This is a genomic window from Streptomyces sp. NPDC001732 (genome assembly GCF_053596315.1).
The window spans coordinates 1-15,358 of record NZ_JBSFFY010000099.1; the positions used below are offsets into that span (position 1 = coordinate 1).

Annotated in this window: 13 protein-coding genes and 3 pseudogenes; 10 read left to right on the forward strand and 6 right to left on the reverse strand. The window is 68.8% G+C overall.

Translation table 11 applies throughout. From position 1 onward, the window contains the following. Positions 1-194: 194 nt before the first annotated feature. Both ACWCXX_RS38105 and ACWCXX_RS38110 read left to right on the forward strand, forming a co-directional pair. Positions 195-803: an IS3 family transposase gene (locus ACWCXX_RS38105; RefSeq protein WP_451135476.1), complete on the forward strand. Its 609-nt coding sequence runs from the start codon at positions 195-197 to the stop codon at positions 801-803. A gap of 109 nt (positions 804-912) precedes the next feature. Beyond that, a pseudogene (locus ACWCXX_RS38110) lies at positions 913-1,158 on the forward strand (IS701 family transposase); the annotation flags it as partial. A 539-nt stretch (positions 1,159-1,697) separates the two neighbouring features. On the opposite strand, the gene ACWCXX_RS38115 reads toward ACWCXX_RS38110, so the two are convergent. Together ACWCXX_RS38115 and ACWCXX_RS38120 are read right to left on the reverse strand one after the other, a co-directional pair. Continuing rightward, a complete protein-coding gene (locus ACWCXX_RS38115; protein ID WP_451135478.1) occupies positions 1,698-2,333 on the reverse strand; it encodes a class II aldolase/adducin family protein in 636 nt (211 codons plus the stop codon). 19 nt (positions 2,334-2,352) lie between these two features. Further along, positions 2,353-3,321, reverse strand: a complete 969-nt coding sequence (locus ACWCXX_RS38120) for a sugar-binding transcriptional regulator (protein ID WP_451135480.1) — start codon at positions 3,319-3,321, stop codon at positions 2,353-2,355. A gap of 489 nt (positions 3,322-3,810) precedes the next feature. Here ACWCXX_RS38120 and ACWCXX_RS38125 point away from each other — a divergent pair, with 489 nt between their 5' ends. The 7 genes and pseudogenes from ACWCXX_RS38125 to ACWCXX_RS38155 all read left to right on the forward strand — a co-directional run. Next, positions 3,811-5,130, forward strand: coding sequence for an MFS transporter (locus ACWCXX_RS38125; RefSeq protein WP_451135482.1), 1,320 nt, complete (start codon positions 3,811-3,813; stop codon positions 5,128-5,130). Between the two features lie 54 nt (positions 5,131-5,184). Continuing rightward, positions 5,185-6,726: an FGGY family carbohydrate kinase gene (locus tag ACWCXX_RS38130; protein ID WP_451135484.1), complete on the forward strand. Its 1,542-nt coding sequence runs from the start codon at positions 5,185-5,187 to the stop codon at positions 6,724-6,726. A gap of 64 nt (positions 6,727-6,790) precedes the next feature. Then, positions 6,791-7,819 carry an NAD(P)-dependent oxidoreductase gene (locus ACWCXX_RS38135; RefSeq protein WP_451135486.1) on the forward strand — a complete coding sequence of 343 codons (1,029 nt, stop codon included), beginning with the start codon at positions 6,791-6,793 and terminating at the stop codon, positions 7,817-7,819. 59 nt (positions 7,820-7,878) lie between these two features. Further along, complete coding sequence (locus tag ACWCXX_RS38140) at positions 7,879-9,396, forward strand: aldehyde dehydrogenase family protein (RefSeq protein ID WP_451135490.1); 1,518 nt, start codon at positions 7,879-7,881, stop codon at positions 9,394-9,396. Beyond that, positions 9,375-10,634, forward strand: a complete 1,260-nt coding sequence (locus tag ACWCXX_RS38145) for an MFS transporter (protein ID WP_451135492.1) — start codon at positions 9,375-9,377, stop codon at positions 10,632-10,634. The genes ACWCXX_RS38140 and ACWCXX_RS38145 overlap by 22 nt, the downstream gene beginning before the upstream one ends. Before the next feature lie 114 nt (positions 10,635-10,748). Then, positions 10,749-10,910, forward strand: a pseudogene (locus tag ACWCXX_RS38150) (DUF6192 family protein); the annotation flags it as partial. A gap of 6 nt (positions 10,911-10,916) precedes the next feature. After that, a pseudogene (locus ACWCXX_RS38155) lies at positions 10,917-11,338 on the forward strand (RacP protein); the annotation flags it as partial. Here ACWCXX_RS38155 and ACWCXX_RS38160 read toward each other — a convergent pair. The 4 genes from ACWCXX_RS38160 to ACWCXX_RS38175 form a co-directional block, all read right to left on the reverse strand. Beyond that, complete coding sequence (locus tag ACWCXX_RS38160) at positions 11,330-12,193, reverse strand: transposase family protein (protein WP_451135494.1); 864 nt, start codon at positions 12,191-12,193, stop codon at positions 11,330-11,332. The pseudogene ACWCXX_RS38155 and the gene ACWCXX_RS38160 sit on opposite strands and share 9 nt — an antisense overlap. A gap of 17 nt (positions 12,194-12,210) precedes the next feature. Further along, positions 12,211-12,762 (reverse strand): zinc finger domain-containing protein, encoded by a 552-nt coding sequence (locus tag ACWCXX_RS38165; protein WP_451135496.1) that lies wholly within the window; start codon positions 12,760-12,762, stop codon positions 12,211-12,213. Between the two features lie 151 nt (positions 12,763-12,913). After that, positions 12,914-14,602, reverse strand: a complete 1,689-nt coding sequence (locus ACWCXX_RS38170) for a serine/threonine-protein kinase (protein WP_451135498.1) — start codon at positions 14,600-14,602, stop codon at positions 12,914-12,916. A 91-nt stretch (positions 14,603-14,693) separates the two neighbouring features. Next, positions 14,694-14,876 (reverse strand): hypothetical protein, encoded by a 183-nt coding sequence (locus tag ACWCXX_RS38175; RefSeq protein ID WP_451135500.1) that lies wholly within the window; start codon positions 14,874-14,876, stop codon positions 14,694-14,696. Here ACWCXX_RS38175 and ACWCXX_RS38180 point away from each other — a divergent pair, their 5' ends adjacent. Next, on the forward strand, positions 14,877-15,299 hold the full coding sequence (locus ACWCXX_RS38180; protein WP_451135502.1) for a hypothetical protein: 423 nt from the start codon (positions 14,877-14,879) through the stop codon (positions 15,297-15,299). Positions 15,300-15,358 lie beyond the last annotated feature (59 nt).

Below are 15,358 nucleotides of genomic sequence, written 5' to 3' on the forward strand. Positions count from 1 at the left end.
GATTACGGGACAGCCCTTAGCCCGCACCGTTCGGGAAGGGGCCGTCGGAAAAGGACCCGGGCCACGGGCACCTCGTCGGCGGCCTACTTCACTCCGGCGCTGGCGCGAGGCACGGGCTGATCGCCGGGTTCCACGACCGGCTGCATGGCCGGGTCCGCCAGGAGGCGGGGCGGGATGCGGCGCCGACGGCCGGCGTGATCGACTCGCAGTCGGTCAAGGCGGACGCCGTGGTCGGCGCCGACAGCCGCGACTTCGTCGCCAGCGCGCCGAACCGCTGCTGGGTCGCGGACTTCACGCACGTGGCGACCTGGGCCGGAGTGGTCTACGTCGCCTTCGTCGTGGACATCTTCTCCCGCCGGATCGTCGGCTGGTCCGCCGCGACGCCAAAGGAGACCCGGCTCGTCCTGGACGCTTTGGAGATGGCGCTGTGGCAGCGCGACCGCGATGAACACCCCCACGTTCGGGGCGAGTTGATACATCACGGCGACGCGGGCAGCCAGTACACCGGTTTCAGGCTGGCCGAGCACCTGGACGCAGCCGGCATCGCGGCCTCGATCGGCTCTGTCGGCGACGCATACGACAACGCCCTGATGGAGAGCACGATCGGCCTGTACAAAACCGAGTTGATCAAGCCGCAGCGGCCCTGGAAGACCCTCTCCCAGGTCGAGCTGGCCACCGCCGAGTGGGTCGACTGGTACTGCCACCGACGCCTGCACGGTGAGATAGGCCACCTCCCACCCGCCGAATACGAGACCAGCTACTACCTGACAACCACGAAACCCCAGGTCACAACCACCAACTGAGATCTCTACCGAACCCGGGTCGGTTCACTTGCTTGAGCCGTGTGCTCGGACAACGAGCCCACATGGTTCTGAGGGGGACCGCCGCAGCAACGCGGCGGTCCTACCCGACCAGGCCGCGAAGAACGAATGCGGCCTGGACCAGTACGAAGTCCGCCGCTACGTCGGCTGGTACCGCCACATCACCCTGGCCATGCCCGCCCACGCCTTCGTGGCGGCGCTCGCCGCCCCGGCGGGCGCTGCCGCAAGGGGGGCAGCAGAAACGCATCAGCCCTCGCGCAGCTCACCGTGGCAGAGATCCGGCGCCTGCTGGACACTCTCCTGCCTCACCCCCGACTCCACCAGGACAGACGTCTGAACGCCCTGAGCTGGTCCCACTGGCGCAGACGCCACCAAGCCACGGCCCGCCGCTGCCACTACCAGAAAAGAACCAGTTCAGGACACGAAATCTCACTGGAGTAGTGAGGGCTGTCCCATGACGTTATGCCGTTCTGAGCAGGCAACTGCCAGGCACGGAAGGTCAGAGCCGGGCCGCGCGAGCGGCAGCGCGTTCGATGTCACGGACGCCGAGGCCGCCGCCATCGCACCTGCCCGGTTCGGGCGAGGTCATCGGCACGCGACGGCTCGCGCGGTCGCGCTGCTCCGCTCCTCCGCCTCAAGTTCCGCGGAGCACGCCGGGTTCTCCCTCCGCACGTCTCGTCGGACAGACGGCGTAGACGTGCGACGACTACGGACGGCACGCAGCCCCGCCCGCGATGCGCCCGCCGATGTACCGCCCCCTCGCCCACCCGCGCGGTACCGCACGCCACGGTCGGATGAGAACGTCGAGGTGCCCGAGGTGGCCGCTGAACTCCGCGCGCCGAGGGTCGTCGCTGCGTGAAGATCGTCAACCGCCGTTCACGCGTGGTGCAGAGCCGCGAAGCTCTCTGCGGGGAACGTCGTGTCCTGGTCGCCCAGCGTGAGGGCCCTGTAGGTCGCGATCGCGGCTTCCTCAAGGTTCATGATGCGGCGGAAGGCCATGCCGATGTCCTCGGCGTGCGCGGAGCAGCCGTGGTGGGACTGGATGACGCAGTTGTGCGTCTTCGCGCGTTCGGCCGTGGTGTCGGCGAGTTCGTCGGAACCGTTGGGGTTGTAGGGGACGGTCCCGATGGAGCGTACGTAGTACGCGTGGTCGAGGGATACGAGCCGGATCTTGTGGCCGAGGGCGTCGAGGAGAACGGTGTGCTGGGGGTGCAGGTGAATGACGGCGTTGACGTCGGGACGCTCCTGGTAGGTGCGCTGGTGCAGCTTCCATTCGCTGGAGGGGCGTTCGGCCCCGCCCGTGACGTCCCCGGCCAGGGTCATGACCGTGAAGTCGTCGTTGCCGAGCCGGTCCAGCCAGGTGCCGGCGCCGGTGATGACGAAGGTGTCGCTGCCGGGCAGCCGCGCGGAGAGGTTGCCCCCGCTGGCCAGGACGAGGCCGCGTTCCACGGCCAGTCGGCCTACCTCGGCGAGCTGGGCGAACAGGCCCTCGACGGTGGTGGGGTGCTTCATCGTGTTTCCTCTGCGTGTTTCAGGCCGTCGCGGGGGTGGCGACGGGGCGACTGAGGACGGCGCGGGCGCTGTCGATGTCCGTGACAACGACGTTGACGAGACCGGTCTCCAGCGCGGTGAACAAGGGAATGTGTTTCTCGATGCCGCCCGCGATGCCCACGCGGATGGGGATCGCCCGCATGTGTTCCAGCGTCAGGCCGATGACGCGCCGGTCGATCGGGCCGTCGACGGCTTGACCGTTCGCGTCGAAGAAGCGGGCGGACGCGTCTCCGACGGCGCCGAGCTCCCGCAGGGCCGCGAACTCGGTCTCGGTGACCGAGCGGCGCAGCGCCTGGGCGACGCCCGCCGTGCCGCCGATGCCGAGGACGAGCGCGTCGGCCGCGGCAGCGACATTGAGCGTGCCTTGGACCTCGTCGAGCCCGCGGATGGCGTCCGCCGCCTCGGGAGTCGTCGCCAGGAGCGGGGCGGGCAGGTGGTACGCGGTGCCGCCGATGGCACGGGCGAGGCTGGTGGCCACCTCGTGCGGATTGGCATTGCTGGAGCGCCCGCCGCGGCTTCCCGTCAGAGGGACGACCTCGACGGCCGTGTCGGACTGGTAGCGCAGGTGGGCGACGCTGGCCGCGACGGCCGTGCTCATGCCGACCGCGACACGCTGGACGTGCGGGAGGACCGAGGCGAGGGCCTCCGCCCCGGTGACGCCCAGCGACGAGGGGGAGCGCTCCTCACCGCGTCCGAGGCTGGGGCACACCCAAGCGCTGTGCAGGCCGAACCGGCTGATGAGGGCTGTCTCGACGTCGGCGAAGGGGCGCTCGTCACTGTGCACGGTGATCTCGACGATGCCAGCCTGCCGGGCCTCGGCGAGTACTCGGGTCACCTTCACCCGGGACAGGCTGAGAAGTTCGCCGATTTCGGCTTGGGTGAGTCCGTGATCGTAGTAGAGCCGGGCCACCTTACCGAGCAATGGGTTGTGAGCATTTGTTCGCACCATTGCACCTCCGTTCATCATGATGCCCGGCCGCGCTGCGGAGCGCAAGGAGGTCCGACGGATCTCCGGCGGGGTGCGGGCCATGACCCCCGTACGCCGTCAGATGCTGCGTGAAGCCGGGGGCCGCCCGGCCAGGACGCCTTGGCGGTGTACCACAGAGCCTCAATCCGCGGGCGCCGGTGGCGTGCGGTGAAAGCGCTGGCCGGTCGGCTCCGAGGTGCGCGCTGGTGCCGGGCCGTCCGCACGCACGGCGTTCGCGCCTGGGCTGTGGTGAAGGAGCATCACGCGCGATTTCGCGGAATGCGACAGGTGGGCGTCATGCTCGCATCACCACTGGTCAGAGCGGAGTGGAGGGCTGCCGCTCCCGGTGCGAAGAGCGTCGCGGTGGGCCGCGGGAGCGAAACACGGACCTTGACAGCGCGGGCGGCGGAGTCATGATGTTTGAGCACCGGTTCACCGAGTGTACAAATGTTCAGGCTCGAGGAGGAGTCTATGACGACGAAGGACGGCCTCGCGCAGCCGCAGAGCCGGTGGACGCAAGCCCTCACCAACCAGGGAATCTCCCAGGTCCTGTTCTGGGGCTTCATCGCCCTCATGCTCTTCATGGTCGGCGACGGGATCGAACTCAGTTTCCTCTCGACCTACCTGGAGGAACGCGGGTTCAGCGGCAGTCAGGTCGCCGGACTCTTCAGCGCTTACGGCATCGTCGTGGCGGTCTCCGCCTGGTTGGCTGGCGCCCTGGCCGAAGCCTGGGGCCCCCGCAGGGTGATGCTCATCGGCGCCGGTCTGTGGATCGTGCTGGAGGTCGGGTTCCTGACCCTCGGCGTCATGCAGGAGAACTACGCCGTGATGATCGCGACCTACGCGATCCGTGCCATCGGCTATCCGTTCTTTGCCTACGGATTCCTGGTCTGGGTCACCATGGAGACGCCCGACGCGGTCATGGGCAAGGCCGTCGGCTGGTACTGGTTCTTCAACGCCATGGGCCTGGGCGTCATCAGCGGGTACTTCGTGGCCGTCGCGGTGGACCCGCTGGGAGAGCTGGTGACCCTGTGGTCGTCGCTGGTCTTCGTTGCCATCGCCGCCCTCATGATCGCAGTGCTGGTGAAGTCCCGGGCCGGTGCGCGCAAGGTCACCCGTGCGGAGACCGTCGAGGGCCTCAAGCGCGGCATCGTCATCATGAAGGAACGCCCGAAGGTCGGTGTCGGCGGCGCGGTCCGCCTCATCAACACGATCTCGTACTACTCGTTCGCCGTGTTCCTCAACGTGTACATGGTCAAGACGATCGGCTTCAGCCAGTCGCAGTGGTCCTCGATCTGGGGCACCATGCTCGCGGCGAACGTGGCCGCGAACCTCATCTCCGGCTACGCCTCCGACCGGTTCGGCCGCATCAACGTCATCGCCTGGGGCGGCGGAGCCGCCACGGCGATCACCGTGCTCGGGTTCTACTACCTGCCGCAGGCGGTCGGCGCGAACTATGTCGTCATCATGGCTCTGGGCATCGTCTACGGTCTCGCGCTCGGTATGTACGTCCCGCTGTCGGCCGTCGTCCCGCTCCTGGCCCCGCAGCACAAGGCGGCCGCGGTCGCGGTCCTCAACCTCGGTGCCGGCCTCAGCAACTTCGGGGGCCCGGCCGTGGCGGCGCTGGTCGGGCCGCTGGGTGTCGGGCCGGTTGTCTGGATCCTCGCGGCGCTCTACATCGTCGGGATCTTCCTCACCTTCCTCCTGCGAGAGGCCGGCGTCGAAGCCCCGGGACACAGCCCGCAGGTCGATCCAGCTCCCCCGGCGGCCACCCGGGTCGGCTCCGAGTAGCCGCCGCAGGCCGATCCGCTGGAGAATCCGAACGGGGCAGGTAGGTAGGTAACGATGAGAAGCCGAGTCCAGGCCGTGTTGGGCATCGACGCCGGCACGACGTCGGTCAAGTCCGTCGTCATCAGTACGACGGGTGACGTGCTCGGGACTGCCCGATCGGCGGTCCGTATCCGGCGGCCGCAACCGCACTGCGCCGAGCAGGACATGGACGAGGTCTGGTCCGCTGTCGCGCAGACGATCAGTGCGGCCCTGGCCGAAGCCGGCAATGTCGAACTGCTCGCACTCGGCGTGACGGGCCAGGGTGACGGTGCGTGGCTCGTGGACGCCGGCGGACGCCCTGCTGGACCGGCCGTACTGTGGCTAGACGGCAGAGCCGCCGAGCGGGTGGCTCGATGGGAGGCCGACGGGCGGGGGGAACTGGTCCGCCGCACCACGGGTTCGGCCCTGTTCCCGGGGGCCCTGCCCGTCCTTCTGGAAGAACTCCAGGACAGCGACCCCACACTCCTCGCTCGCGCGGCCACCCAGCTCAACTGCAAGGACTGGATCCGCTTTCAGCTCACGGGAGTCGTGGGAACGGACGCCTCCGAGGCCTCGCGCACCTACCTCGACGTCGCCACCGGGCGCTACTCCGAGGAACTCATCGAGGGCCTGGGCCACGACGGTTTCCGCCGGCTGCTGCCGCCCCTGTTCCCACCCGACGTGGTATGCGGCCGAGTGACGGAGCAGGCGGCCCGCGAGACCGGACTACCCGTGGGTCTGCCCGTCGCCACCGGCCTGGTCGATACACTGGCCGGCGGCGTCGGCCTGGGGGTCGTCGGACCGGGCGAGGCGTACGCCATCCTCGGCACCACCGCGTTCGTCGGCGCCGTACAGGAGCAGGTCAGCGCGCCCCTCGACGTCCCGGTCATCACCCTCAACCTGGGGCAGGGCACGCAGGTCATCGAATGCCTCGCCCCGATGAACGGCACCCCCAACCTCGACTGGGCGCGCGAGGCCACGGGCCTGGCCGGGCTGGAATGGCCACAGATCGAGGAACTCGTCAACGCCGTTCCGGCCGGCGCCGGGGGAGTGCTCTACCTGCCCTACGGGAGCGTCAGCGGTGAGCGCGCGCCCTTCGTGGACACCGCGGCCTCGGCGGCATGGCTGAACATCACCGTGCGCACCAGCCCGGGAGAACTGCTGCGCGCCGTGTACGAGGGCATCGCCCTGTCCCTGGGCGAATGCATGGACGTGCTGGGCATCAAGGCCGACGCGACGGTCCGGCTCTGCGGCGGCGGGGCGCAGTCGCCGGTCGTCTGCCAGATCGTCGCCGACGTGACCGGGCGCCGTATCGTCCGCTCCACCTTCGCCGAACTCGGCGCCCGCGGGGCCGGCGCGCTGGCCCTCGTCGCCGTCGGCGCGGCACCCGACCTTCCCGCCGCACTGGCCCAGTTCGGCGACGACGCGCAGACCTTCGAGCCGGACCCCTGTCTGCGCGCCCTGCACGACGCCCAGGCCCAGGTGTTCCGCGACGTCCGCGACGCCGTACGACACCACTGGCCCGACCTGCGGGCGACGCAGACGGCCGCACACGCCGCTGACGCGGGCCCCGCGTAAGCCTCCACGCCCACCCTCTCCGCGACCGCCACCTGATCCCTGAAGACGTAAACGAGGAGAATCCGTGCCGAACCAGACCACCCACAGCGACCGCCCGCTCCTGCTGGTCACCGCGCCCTTCGACCAAGCTCGAGCCGAGCTGCTCGAGGACGTCTTCGACGTCGAACTCGTCGAGCCCTCTCTGGCCGGCACATCGCTGGCGACCAGGGGACTCGACGAGCAACTCGCCCGCGCGACCGCACTCGTGTGCGAGGTCGACGTCGTCGACGAAGCCACCCTGGACAAGGCACCTGAGCTGCGGGTCGTCGTGTCCTGCCGTGCAAACCCGGTCAACGTCGACGTGGAAGCGTGTACTGCACGCGAGATCGCCGTCCTGACTACCCCGGCCCGCAATGCCGACGTCACCGCGGATCTCGCCTTCACACTGCTTCTCATGACCGTTCGGCACACCGGCCGGGCCGAACGCTGGCTGCGCAGCGGTGCATGGAAGTCCGAGGACGTGTTCGAGCCCTACTCGACCTTTCGTGGGATCGGGCTGTCCGGACGCACCCTCGGCATCCTCGGCGGAGGCGCCATCGGACGCCGCATGATGCAGCGGGCCCGGGCCTTCGGCATGGACGTCGTCGTCTACGACCCCTTCCTCCCGTCCGACGCCTTCGGCGACCAGGCGCGCATCGTCGAACTCGACGAGGTGCTGTCCACGGCCGACATCGTCACCGTCCACGTCCCGCTGGCCGAGTCCACCATCGGGCTGATCGGTGACCGGGAGCTGCGGCTCATGCGTCCGGATGCCTACTTGGTGAATGCAGGGCGCGCCGCGGTGGTGGAGGAGGACGCGCTCGTCAACGCGCTCGCCGAGGGGCGGATCGCCGGAGCCGGGCTCGACGTGTTCTGGACCGAGCCGGTCCCCGCCGACCATCCGCTGCTCAGCCTCGACAATGTCACCGTCACCCCGCACATCGGCGGCGCCTCCGACGACGTCGTGACCGAGCACTCCAAGATCGCCGAGCGCGGCCTGCGCGCGTGGACGGCCGGTGAACGGCCCGCCGCGATCGCCAACCCCGCCGTGCTCGAGCCGACCACCGCGCGCTGAGCTACCCGCACCCGTACGCCCACCGCAGAACAACGCACCTGCTCCCAGGAGGGCCAGACATGAGCGTCATCGAGGACGCCGCCCCCACACCCGACCTCAGCCCAGCCCTTTCGGCGCTGCTCCAAGCCCCACCGCGGCTCCTCATCGACGGTGAGATGGTCCCGGCCGACAAGGGCGGCACCATACCCGTCCTGGACCCCGCCACCGGCCGGCAGGTCGCGACCGCCGCCGCGGCAGGAGTCACCGACGTGGACCGCGCCGTACGGGCCGCAGCGGCAGCGCTGGAGCCCGGCGCGCCGTGGCGACGGATGTCCGCCCTCGACCGCGGCCGGATCATCGAGCGCTTCGCCGCGCTGCTGGAGGCCCACGCCGACGAACTCGCCGACATCGAGGCACTCGACGGCGGCAAGGTCCGCAGCTCCGCCCGCCAGAACGACGTGGAACTGTCCATCAAGCACTTCGCGTACTTCGCCGGCTGGCCCAGCAAGATCGAGGGCAACACCATTCCGGTGTCCGTGCCCGACACCATGGTGCGCACCGAGCGGGAACCCGTTGGTGTCGTCGCGCAGATCATTCCGTGGAACTTCCCTCTTCTCATGGCGGCTTGGAAGATCGCGCCCGCCCTGGCCGCCGGGTGCGCGATCGTCCTCAAGCCCGCCGAGAACACCCCGCTCGTCGCGATCCGCCTGGGCCAACTCGGCCTCGAGGCCGGACTGCCCAACGGTGTTCTCAACATCCTCCCCGGCTACGGACCGGAAGCAGGCGAGGCACTTGTCGAACACCCACTCGTGGACAAGATCGCCTTCACGGGTTCCACCCGTGTCGGGATCCACCTGGCGCAGAAGGCGGCCGCACAGGTCAAGCGCGTGACGCTGGAACTCGGCGGGAAGAGTCCGAACATCATCTTCGCCGATTCTCCTGTCGAGGAGGCAGTGGCCGGCGCGGCATCGGCGATCTTCTCGAACTCCGGCCAGTCGTGCAGTGCCGGTTCACGCCTCTACGTCGAACGCTCCCGCTTCGACGACATCGTGGGCGCCCTGTCCGAACGGGCTGACAGCATGCGCGTCGGACCTGGGCTCGACCCGAGCACCGACCTCGGTCCGCTCATCAGCCGAACCCAGCTCGACCGAGTCCGCGGCTACATCGACGGCGCGCTCACCGGTGGCGCGACTGCCGCCGCCGGTGCAGTAGCCCCGGCTGGCGTCGACGCGGACGGATACTTCCTGCGTCCCACCGTTCTGACCGATGTCGACGACACAATGGCAGCGGTACGGGAGGAGATCTTCGGTCCCGTCGTCGTGGCCCAGCCCTTCGACTCCCTCGAGGAGATCGCGGCGCGCGGCAACGACTCACCCTACGGTCTCGCGGCCGGCATCTGGACACGTGACATCGCCCGCGCGAACCGCCTGGCGAAACTCCTCAGGGCGGGCACCATCTACATCAACATGTACGGTGCCACTGATGCCGCAGCACCGTTCGGTGGATTCAAGACCTCAGGCTACGGCCGTGAGATGGGCCACGCGAACCTCGAGTCATACCTCGAGACGAAGACGGTATGGACAAGCCTGTCGATGTGAGCGGCAACGTGCGGTCGACCCGGGTGCCGGCCATGGTCCTCATGGACGACCGGCTGCGCCCTGGAGCCGTCGCATTGAACGCCACTCTCGGGGCGCTCGTCCAGGTGCTGGCACTGAGCACGTGGTACGCGACGTCAGCGGTGGCGCCGCAGCTGGCGCGGCACTGGAACCTCGACTCAGGCGAAGTCTCGTGGCTGACGAGCTGCGTCCTGCTCGGGTTCGCGGCCGGAGCGCTGGGACTGGGGCTGCTGCGCGTCGCCGACCGGGTACGCCCGGGCGTACTCCTGCCGCTGGGCTCGCTGATCGCTGCCGCGTGCACAGCGTTGCCTGCGGTTCTACCCATCGGATTCGCGCCGACCCTTGCTCTGCGCGTCCTCACGGGAATCGCTCTTGCGGCGGTGTATCCGCCGGGGATGAAGGCCGTCGCCTCATGGACCCTGGCCCGCCGCGGGTCGGCAGTCGCGCTGGTCGTGGCTTCCTTGACGTTGGGCAGCGCTCTTCCGCACGCACTCCGCACGTTGCCGTTGCCGGGCTGGCGAAGTGTCCTCCTCATCTCGGCGGTTGCCGCGACACTGGCAGCCGGGCTGGCGACGACGACTCGGACCGGCCCGCACACGAGCGAGACCGACACACTACGGATCGGTGCCGCCTGGCAGCTCTTCCGCAACAGGCGACAGCGGCTCGTCACCTTGGCCTACCTGGGCCATATGTGGGAGGTCTACGGCCTGTGGACATGGTCGGTCGCGTTGCTCGCCGCGTTGCCCGGTTCGGGGGGCCCTGTCCTCGGTGTCCCGGGATGGGGGCCGTTCCTGCTGATCGGCGTAGCCGGGGCCATCGGCTGCTTCGGCGCAGGTTCCGCAGCCGATCGGTGGGGCAGAGTCCGTGTCACGACCGTAGTCGTCACCATCTCGGCCTGTTGCTGCCTCCTCGCACCAGCGTTGCCACTTCTTCCCGACATAGTGACTGCGGTGATGTTGATCGTTTGGGGGGCATCGGTGATCGGGGATTCACCGATGTACTCAGCGTTGCTTGCTGACTCCTCCGACCCGACCGTCGTGGGGACGGCCCTGACCGTGCAGATGGCGCTCGGATACTCTCTCGCGGCGGTACCGGTCCTGCTGCTGCCGCACCTGGCCGCGCACGTCGGATGGCCCTGGGCCTTGCTCTCACTGGCGCCCGGACCACTGGCCAGTGCCTTGAGTCTCCGGAGACTGCAGGGGCTTGACCGGACCAGTTGAGGCCCGGTGTGGTGTCTTGCCGTCCCCGCGGTCGGCCAGGACCGCGCCGTTCCACGGCGGAGGTGCTGATGCCCAGGGGGCGGCGACCTCCGGATATCCCCAGAGCTGCTGGTCGTCCCGGGCATGCGCGACCGCCAGCTCGGCGAGGACGAACGCACCATCGTCCACGAGAACGTCGCCCGTGTCAGGGCGACTTTGGACTGGATCGAGACCGCGGTGGACACCGGCAAGGTGGACGTCGACGGCGAGCGGGCCAAACTGCTGCAAGGCGAGTAGGCGACGCCCCGCGCTTCCGAGCGCAGATCACCCGCCGCCCAGCGACACGCTGACTCTGTCCGGTTCGTGCTCTTCGAAGCCCGCCCGGCCTGACTTTCAACCAGCTGGTCAGGTCGAGTGAGCTGTCGGCCCACCAGGCCCGCGCGGGCCTGGCCTGCCTGCGGGACATCATCGCCGAACGCGGCTGGCCGCCCCTGATCTGGACCAGGGCGGACGGTTACAAGTTCTGCTCCGACCCCGCCGAGTTGCAGGCATACGAGGTCGCGGTGATCCGGGAGAAGCTCACCGAGATCCGCCGGTTCATCACTGGCGTCGTCGCCCCCCACGCCGTCCTCCAGCCCAAGGGACGGTGGATCAAACACTTGAACAACCAGCTCAGCTCGGTCGAGTCCACGCTCGACGTGATCACAGAGGTGTTTTCATCCTGACGCGGCCGCGAGCTGAAGGGCGAGGACAGCCTTGACGATCGCGGTGATGTGGGTGGTGCTGCAGCGCAGCTTGCGCAGGAGACGCCGGCTCTTGAGCGTGGCCATGGCCTGCTCACCGGCGCAGCGGATTTTGGCGTGGGTGGTGTTGTGGCGTCGTTGCCACCGCTTGAGGCGGCGCCCTTTGAGCGGGACCCGGACGTTCCGTGCCGCGCCCTGATACGCCTTGTCGGCCCAGCATTTGAGGTCCGCCTCGGGGAGGGCGTCGATGATGCCGTGCTCGCGTGCCGCCGTCAGGTCGTGCGTCGCGCCGGGCAGCGCGGGCGAGGCCCACAGCAGCCGGCCGAACGGATCGGTCAACACCTGGACGTTCATGCCGTGATGCCGCTTCTTGCCGGAGCAGCAGGGTCGGTCGGCGGCGATCCGGTCGATCGGCAGCACGGTGCCGTCGAGGATGACGTACGCCTTCGTGCGGGCCGTCGCTGTCGCTTCGTCGAGTGTCGGTGCGAGCACGGCCAGGACGTCGATCGCCTCGCGGACGGAGCGGTAGACGGCAGCGAGCCCGATGCCGAACCCGGCCGCGAGCTGGGCGCAGGTGTGAGCGCATCGCAGGTGCGCCAGGGCGAGCAGGGCCTGACGGCTCGCGGTCAGCCGCCTCCACCGCGTGCCGATCTCCCGCCTACGGGAGGCGAGTTGCCCGGCCAGATACCGCAGGGTGCGGGTGGACAGATCGATCGAATGGGGCCTCCCCTGCTCGAGCGAAGCCGAGAGGTTGGGGAAGGATAGACAAGCGAGCGAAGCTCCTGGTGGGACATGGTGGATCTTGGTCGAGACACCGTCTACCAGGAGCTTCTTCATATTGCAGGACCGGCCGACTACCGGACCTCACCGACAGGTTGGAAGAGCCTCAGTGCCTCGGCCAGGGTCGCCAGTTCGATGCCGCGGCCGAGCCGCTTGTGCTCGTGGACGACGAGGGTGACGCGCACCCCGGAGGCGCGCAGTTCGCCAGCGAGGGCGACGGCCTTGTCCAGTTCGGGGCGCTGGGTGGCGCGGGTGGAGATCTTCTCGGAGAAGATGCGGGTAACCCCGGCTTCGGCGAGCGAGTCGAGCTGGGAGTCGAGGGACTGCCGGGCGGTGGATGCACGGGCGTACCCCAGGCGGGCATGCCCGACGGGTTCTGCGCCGGCGTTCCTCGGCCGGGGCAGCTCGGCCCAGGCGGAGCCGGGCTTGCGCACGGCGGGGGTCGGCACGTTGAGGGTCTTGGCGAGTTGGGGCACGAGTCGGAAGCGGGCGGTGTGGTATTGGATGGCCACCTTGCCCTTGCCGGTCCGGCACGGCGAGCCCACGGGGGCGGCGCAGGTGGACATCGGGCAGTCGTGCGATTCCACGCGCTTGAAGTCGTCGCTCACGAGCCCCGGCTGTTTCATGAGTGGTTTCAAACTGTCGAGCCGTTTGCAACAATTTATGAAACACGGTTCGCCTTGGACGCGTCCACCGGGTGACGGTGTTTCACAGACGAACACCTATGAAACCCTCTGCCCGGATCCCGTGCGCCGTACGGCGGGCCGACGGGGCGGTTCAGCCCCAGATCGGTTTCTCGTGGTTCTCCGGCTCATCGTTGAGGAAGGTCTCCAGGGACCTGGCGAACCCTTTCGCGCGCTCTGTGACCACAGTTTTGTTGTCCGTCTCGTTCAGCTGAACCCCGAACTCCCTATAGTCCACTTCGATGAAGAGTCCTTCGTGCCGGAACCAGATCGTGGTCGAGTTGAGTCTGCCCGGCTTCCCCTCCTTCGCGATGGACTCGTCGGTGACCCATTGCTTCGCCTCGTCCGCTATCCCCTCCAACTGACTCACGGTTCTGCCGATGTCTTGCGTAGCGCGGCCGAGCTTGATCGAGGTCATCTCCTCGGCCGCTCCCTCCTTGCTGAGCAGCGTCGCGCTGAGTGTCATCTCGAACCCGGTAGTGCTGGAGTCGGGGCTTTTCCACCCGCAGTTGGCCTTTGTGCTGGTGTTTTCGGTGTCCGATCCCAGTTCCGGTGCCGTCATTTCCTGTCGCCCCCGGAACTGGTTGCGCTGGAGGTACCCGCAGAAGTCCGGCATCCTCAGGTACCGGGCCGCCGCAGTGGCGCTCTCGCTGGGCGAGGGGCCGGTGGTGTCGCGGTGGCGGGCCGCAGAGGAGTAGTAGATGACCGCGGTCACCGCCAGCACAAGGGATGTGGGCAGGGCCGCCGCCAGGAGTCGGACGCGTCTGCTTGCGGTCCATCGGCGCGCGGAGACCGGAATCTTCGGCGGCTCGGCGTCCGTGCTCCGGGCCGCGTCTTCAGCCTCCGGCCGGCTGATGCTGAGCTTACGAGTCGCCGCAGGCGGCGCAACGGATTCGGTCTCGGCCTCGCCGATCTCTCGGCCGGCCGAGACCGTGCGCAGACGGGTGAGGCGCTGCCGGACTGATACGGCCGTTCTGGGGCGGTCCTCGGGGTCGCGCCGCAGGAGGTCTGTCAGCAACTGGGCAACCGGTGCGGGGACGTCGGGGCGCAGTGCGGCCACCGGACGGGGTTCTTCATCGAGTTTGCGGCGGATCACCGACAAGGGAGTGCCGTCGGCGAACGGGGGCTCCCCAGTGAGCAGGGCGAAGAGGACGCTGCCCAGGGCGTAGAGGTCGGAGCGCTCGTCGCCGCGTTGGTCCAGGAACTGTTCCGGCGCTCCGTACTGGGCGGTTCCGACCGGGGAGAGCACGGTGGTGGGCGCGACGGTGAAGGTGTGGGTGTGGGTGAAGCCCGCGATGCCGAAGTCCACGACCTTGATGGAGCCGTTGGCGGTGAGCATGACGTTGGAGGGCTTGATGTCGTAGTGGACGACATTCGCCTCATGTGCGGCGACGAGGGCGGTACAGATCTCTTGGGCGATCTCCAGGGCCCGGTCCAGGTTCAGGGGGCCTTGACGGTGCAGGTACCCGGCGAGGCTGGTGCCCTCAACGTGCTCCATGACCAGGAACTGCAGGTGGCCGTGGGTGCCGCGGTCGTAGAGGGCAACGATGTTGGGGTGGTTGATTTGGGCCGCGGCCACTGCCTCGCGTTCGAAGCGCTGGACCAGCTCGGGTGGGGCGTTGTCGTCGTAGTGCAGGAGTTTGACGGCGACGCTGCGGTGGAGCTCGCGGTCACGGCCGGCCCAGACCTCGCCCATGCCTCCTCGGCCGAGCAGTTCGGTCAGCTCGTACCTGCCCGCGATCAGGGCGCCCCGTTCCACCCGCCACCTCCAGTGCCTGTCCACGCCGAGAACCTCAGCATCACCGATCACGCTGACGTCTAGTAGGCGGTTCCCACAAGTTTCACGACCGCAACAGCTTGACAGACGCCTGCTGTTACAGCCCGACTGCGGGATCGTCCGTGGCCGCGGTCCGCAGCGGCCGGTGGCCCTGGTCGTCGAGCTGGGCCAGTTCGTGCTCGTAGTTGACGGTGATGGAGCCGTAGTAGTTGACCACCGTGCAGCAGTCCCGGCGCAGGTGCTGCGCATGGCGGCGGTACTCGACCAGTACTCGCCGCACGTGCTGGCCCACGCCATCGTCGACGCCGCCCGGGAGCGCGGACTGGCGTTGCCCGTGGTGGCGGATGTCACCGAGGAGCCCGGCCGGGGTGCCTCGGGAACCGTGGACGGGCAGCGGGCGTCCATCGGCCGGATCGACCCCGCGGACGCCGTGCCGTCGTGGGCCGCAGCGGTGGACAACCGCGCGCTGCTCGACGGCGCGGCCGTCGCCTGGCTGACCATCGCCGGGCACGTGGTCGGCGCTGTCCTCCTACGCGATCCCATTCGTTCCGACGCCCCCAGGAGGGACTGTCACGTTGGCGAATGGCGTGGGAGGATCTTCGAGTTGATCATGGTGGAGGGGGATCGTCCGTGGGGAGCGCGTCGCCGTCGTACAAGCGGCTCTACGTTCTTGAACGGGTTGATCCTCCCGTTCGTAGGGTGAGGACACCCAGGGGAGCTGGGTGTGGCTGACAAGTGGCTGCCGTTCGTGGCTTCAGGTGC